This window comes from Desulfomarina sp. (genome assembly GCF_054039375.1).
Genome location: NZ_JBPLBA010000088.1, coordinates 1 through 4,953 on the forward strand (window position 1 = coordinate 1; position 4,953 = coordinate 4,953).

Sequence of the window (4,953 nt, forward strand, 5' to 3'; positions counted from 1 at the left end):
CCCCGGATGAAAGGTACAGGGAACGAAAATAATGGTTCTTTTTGCCTTTCTCAGTTCATGGTAATGGATGGTTGCGGGATACTCGAGAAAGAGCAGGGGAGAGGGATTGTTCAAGCTTTTCAGCAGCCTTGATTTGAACATCCATATCCTGCCGTTTTCAATGTATTTAACGATTATTCTTTTCTCCGATGAGAGCATTTTTTCCGTCATTGAAAACGAAGGCGGAGTGGACACTATCAGGTACTGTTTCTCGAAAGAGCCTATCATGATGCTTTTCTGGATGGTGTCAAGGTGGGGGAATTCCATCTTTATTCCGGTTCCTGTTTTCAGCGACACCGGATGTTCCTGGGTGGAGAGATGCACAAGGGGGAGCTGATGTTCTTTTTTCGGCAGTTCCTTTTTCTCCAGTTTTTCCCGTTCGCTTTTCAGGCGGAATGCCTCCATCACAATGGAGATGAGGGGTTTGTCGATGTGAGGTCTGTGTTGACAGTTGTAATACCTTATTTCAAGAACGCTCTCTTCCCAGGAGAGGATAAGGTGGGCGGCTTCTTCACCGATGAAACTTTTGGTTTCTGCTCCAACCAGCTGTCCCTGTCTGATATAGAGCATTCCCCGGTCCTTTTTGTGTGTCACCTGCAGGGTACAGGTCTTTTCTTCATTGGCCAGCATCTGCAGAAAACTGTGGATGGGGATCCCCCTGACCCTGCCGCTGGTTCCGATATTCAATAGCTCCCTGGCCCGGTGGAGGAGATCATTTTTGTCCACCGGTTTTTCCAGATAATGACTTGCCCCCCGTTCGATGGCTTTCTCTCGCTGTTGTGAGTCGCGATTATCTGAGAGTGCAATACAGGGTACGGAAGGAAAAGAGCGGGTGAGATTGGCAAAACTTTCCAGGTTGGCATTTCCGGGGATAGCAAGATCACAGACAACAAGATCTACCTGCTGGCGGGACATTATACTTATGGCTGCCTGGCCTTCGGAGGCCGTAATAATATTGATTTCTTTCTGCATCTGCTGAAACAGGTTGACCAGGATTTCCAGTTCTACTGTTTCATTTTCAATGATGACGATAGTTTTCATAGGGTCGGATTTTATTATCCGGATGAGAAATCCGGAATAAGACGTTGATACTTTTTGAAGGAAAAGTATATGGTTTTCTTTTAGTATGGGGAAAAAAGGGATAAAAGGCAAAATAATTACTCACAGGATCCCGGTTTTCATGGTCTCTTTTGTCCGCAATCAGAAAATAAAAAATGCAACTGGTTTAAAATGGTGAGAGAGTCTGTTTCAGGAGTATAGGATTCATGATGCAGTACTAATGGGGAATTTTTTGTATATCATAGGCAGATCGGCTCGGAAACAGTAATGGGCTCAGAGTTCTGATCAATTTTAATCACAGGGAGATGATGAAAAGAGAGAGCGTATTTACCCTGCACAACCGTGCAAGCGATTGCGGGGCCAGAAGAGGAGAGGTGAGAACCGGTCATGGTGTTGTTCAGACACCCGTGTTTATGCCGGTGGGGACACAGGGCACGGTAAAAGCCGTAACTCCTGAGAATCTTAAGGAAATGTCCGCAGAGATCATTCTCGGCAATACTTATCATCTTTATATTCGGCCCGGCCATGAATTAATTGAGCGTTTTGGGGGGCTGCATAAATTCATGAACTGGAAGGGGGCTATTCTGACTGACAGTGGTGGCTTTCAGATCTTCAGTCTCAAGGAGCTGGCGAAAATCACCGAGGATGGCGCAGCCTTTCGTTCACATCTGGACGGGGCAAAACTGTTCCTCAGCCCGGAGAATGCGGTGGAGGTTCAGCAGGCCCTTGGTTCCGATATTATGATGTGTCTGGATACCTGTATTCCTTTTCCGGCAACGGAGCAGGAAACAATTGAATCCACGAACCTGACAACACGCTGGGCGAAGCGGTGTCGCGAAGCTCATAGCAGGCGGGAGCAGCTTCTTTTTGGTATTGTTCAGGGAGGAATGTTTCCTGAGTTGAGGAAAAAACATGCTGAAGAACTGGTTGATATCGGATTTGACGGTTATGCTGTTGGTGGACTCAGTGTCGGGGAGGACAAGGATCTTATGCATGAGATGGTAGAAGCAACAACACCTCACCTGCCGGTTGATTATCCCCGTTACCTGATGGGAGTCGGTACGCCTTCTGATCTTGTTGAAGGTGTCCGGCGGGGTGTTGATATGTTTGACTGTGTTATGCCAACACGCAATGCCAGAAACGGAACATTATTTACCTCAACGGGCCGGATTGTGATAAAAAACGCTCGTCACCGGGAGGACCAGGGGCCGCTGGATGAGTCATGTTCCTGCTACACCTGCAGAAATTATTCGAGAGGGTATCTGCACCATCTCTTCAAGAGTCGTGAAATACTGAGTTATCATCTCAATACGATCCACAATCTGCATTACTACCTTCAGCTGATGGCGGATATACGCGGGGCCATCGAGAGAGACGATTTTGCACAGTTCAGACAAGATTTTTATAGCAAGCTTGAGTCGGAATGATTACCATGCACTCAATTTACCCATTTGGATGCTTTTGGAGACGAATTTGTTTTTGTCTGTTTAGTGTCATTATGTTCTGAAATTTATCACCGGATGAAAATATTAATTTTTTTGGAGGAATTATCATGGTAGGAATTGCCCATGCAGCAGGACCGGCGGCAGGTGCCGGGGCCGCTGGTGGATTTGCTTCGTTTATCCCGCTTATATTGATTTTTGTGGTCTTTTATTTTCTGCTGATCAGACCTCAGCAGAAGCAGGCCAAGCAGCACCAGGCTTTTTTGAATGACCTGAAAAAGGGCAACAAGGTCATGACCAAGGGTGGTATTCATGGTGAGATTACCGGGTTGTCTGATAATGTGATCAGGCTTGAGATTGCAAAAGATGTGGTCATCAAGGTTTCCCGGGACGCCATTGCCGGACCACTTGTAAAAAATACAGGTACTCCTGCCAAAAAAGCGAAAAAATCAGCGGGAGGGTGAGGCATCGGAGGGTGCTGAAGTCTGCAGGTCTGTAGATAGTGATATAAAAGCTGGATTATCCGGAAAGGATAATTCGGCTTTTGTTTTTCCTGATTACGTATAACACTCAGTCTGATACTTGTGAAACTGGGGATGTGGCTGAATTTCATGGGTAATCAGATTGTTTTTTCATAGGGGCGGAGTCGAAATGGCAAAAAAAAAAGTTTTACGCTGTGGCGTCGGGAAGAGAGTGTGGCGTCTTCGCCGACTGGCCTGCTGCCCAAAAACAGGTGAAGGGATTTGCGGGTGCAAAATATAAGGGATTTATGACAAGGGCTGAGGCGGAAAAGTGGTTGAAGAATCCTGTTTACGAAAAAAAAAGAGGTGATGGCGCCCGTGGAAAAAAGAACGGATACCAGGAGAGTGAAAAAGAAGAATCCGGGGTAACGATTTATACCGACGGAGGGTGCATTAATAACCCCGGTCCGGGAGGATACGGTGCAGTTATTATCGAAAAGGGAGAACAAAAAGAGTTGAGTGGTGGTTTTCGGCTGACCACCAATAACAGAATGGAGATGATGGCAGCAATAGTGGCCCTTCGTCATGTTGTCGGCCGAACGGAAACCATCTGTCTGTTTTCTGATTCAAGTTATCTTGTTAATGCCGTCAACAAGGGATGGTTGAAAAAATGGCGGTCAAACGGCTGGAAGAAAGCCGATGGAGGTGATGTTCTTAACGCGGACCTCTGGCGTGAGATACTGCAGTTACTGGAAAATACCAGGGTTCACTTCCACTGGGTCAAAGGACACGCGGGAAATCCTTTAAATGAGCGGTGTGACCGGCTGGCAGTCACTTCAGCCCGCAAAAAGAATCTCCCGGTGGATGAAGGATATGAACAGGCTATAAACTGAAGCTGTGGGCCTGGGCAATCTCGATAGCCAGTTGCGATCTTGCCTCCGCGTCCAGTCTGCAGCCTCTTTTTCTGCACCATTCGGGGAAGGTTTCGGGGTCGATAAATATTTTGATGACCCGGTCTCCCTTGGCCTCAATTTCCCTTTTTTTCATTTCCGCCCGATCCAGCCATTCCCTGTAGGTTGCGGGGAGAAGGTGGGTGTCGTCAAAGAGTGTCAGAAGAGGCCTGTAATGGGCCTCTTTGTACCATACCATTGCCTGCAGCATTGGTGTCTTTTTCTTTTTTGTTTTGAATCTGGCTGCGGTTTTACTTGAGCCGGATTTTCTTTTTTTTGACATAACCAGTTCATTGTTTTGATTTTTCTTGAAACTTCTCACAGGGGCAATTACACCGTACCCGAATTCTGCACTTTTTCATTTAAATTCCTTATCAATTGAGATTTCCAGTGATTTTTGACCGTAGGCTAGTCTGATAAAACAGGCACATCCACAATTGGGCTGAGTTTCACGGGTAATCAAGTTTTATTTTCCCGGCCCGCATGAACTGAGCGAAAAAACAATTTTTCAAGGTGACCTGAAATTATTTGACCTTTGATTACACAGCCTCCATAATAAAGTGTACCCTGTAGTATCCACCCGAAACCACGACAGGAACAATACCGGTTCCGCAGTACCATTAATTCTTCCTGGACTGACAGTTTTGAGCGAAGCAAAGAGAAAAGAACTGCTCCAGCAGATTGAAGGCCTGAAAGAGACCTTGAAACAGGTGGGTTACCAGAACGAGATGATGCTTCGCTGGGTCAACGGTGCCGTTATCTCCGTTGACCGGGAAGGCCTGATCATCCATGCAAACACGGTTGCCCTGGAAACCCTCGGGTGGACTGCAGAAGATTTTTCAGGGCGTCAGATCCATGAAACCATACATCACAGCCAGGATGACGGCAGTGAATACCCCTGGGATTTCTGCCCTCTTTTCGCGGCGATAGAAGATGGGTCGTCACATCATGTGGACGGCGATGTCTTCTGGAACAGGGACGGGAGCAGTTTTTCAGCAGATT

6 protein-coding genes are annotated in these 4,953 nt (G+C 46.8%); 4 read left to right on the forward strand and 2 right to left on the reverse strand.

The features are described from left to right. The coding region (locus tag ACXLDX_RS04720) for a response regulator (RefSeq protein ID WP_457576043.1) at positions 1 to 1,080 on the reverse strand (1,080 nt) is incomplete at its 3' end. Between the two features lie 326 nt (positions 1,081 to 1,406). Between ACXLDX_RS04720 and tgt the strand changes: the two genes are divergently transcribed. The 3 genes from tgt (at position 1,407) to rnhA (ending at position 3,894) form a co-directional block, all read left to right on the forward strand. Beyond that, on the forward strand, positions 1,407 to 2,525 hold the full coding sequence (tgt, locus tag ACXLDX_RS04725) for a tRNA guanosine(34) transglycosylase Tgt (protein WP_457576048.1): 1,119 nt from the start codon (positions 1,407 to 1,409) through the stop codon (positions 2,523 to 2,525). 125 nt (positions 2,526 to 2,650) lie between these two features. Then, positions 2,651 to 3,004 (forward strand): preprotein translocase subunit YajC, encoded by a 354-nt coding sequence (gene yajC / locus ACXLDX_RS04730; RefSeq protein ID WP_457576044.1) that lies wholly within the window; start codon positions 2,651 to 2,653, stop codon positions 3,002 to 3,004. A 212-nt stretch (positions 3,005 to 3,216) separates the two neighbouring features. Next, complete coding sequence (gene rnhA / locus ACXLDX_RS04735; protein ID WP_457576045.1) at positions 3,217 to 3,894, forward strand: ribonuclease HI; 678 nt, start codon at positions 3,217 to 3,219, stop codon at positions 3,892 to 3,894. Here rnhA and ACXLDX_RS04740 read toward each other — a convergent pair. Next, positions 3,884 to 4,234: a hypothetical protein gene (locus ACXLDX_RS04740; RefSeq protein WP_457576046.1), complete on the reverse strand. Its 351-nt coding sequence runs from the start codon at positions 4,232 to 4,234 to the stop codon at positions 3,884 to 3,886. The two genes, rnhA and ACXLDX_RS04740, sit on opposite strands and share 11 nt — an antisense overlap. Before the next feature lie 361 nt (positions 4,235 to 4,595). Here ACXLDX_RS04740 and ACXLDX_RS04745 point away from each other — a divergent pair. Next, the coding region (locus ACXLDX_RS04745; RefSeq protein WP_457576047.1) for a PAS domain-containing protein at positions 4,596 to 4,953 on the forward strand (358 nt) is incomplete at its 3' end.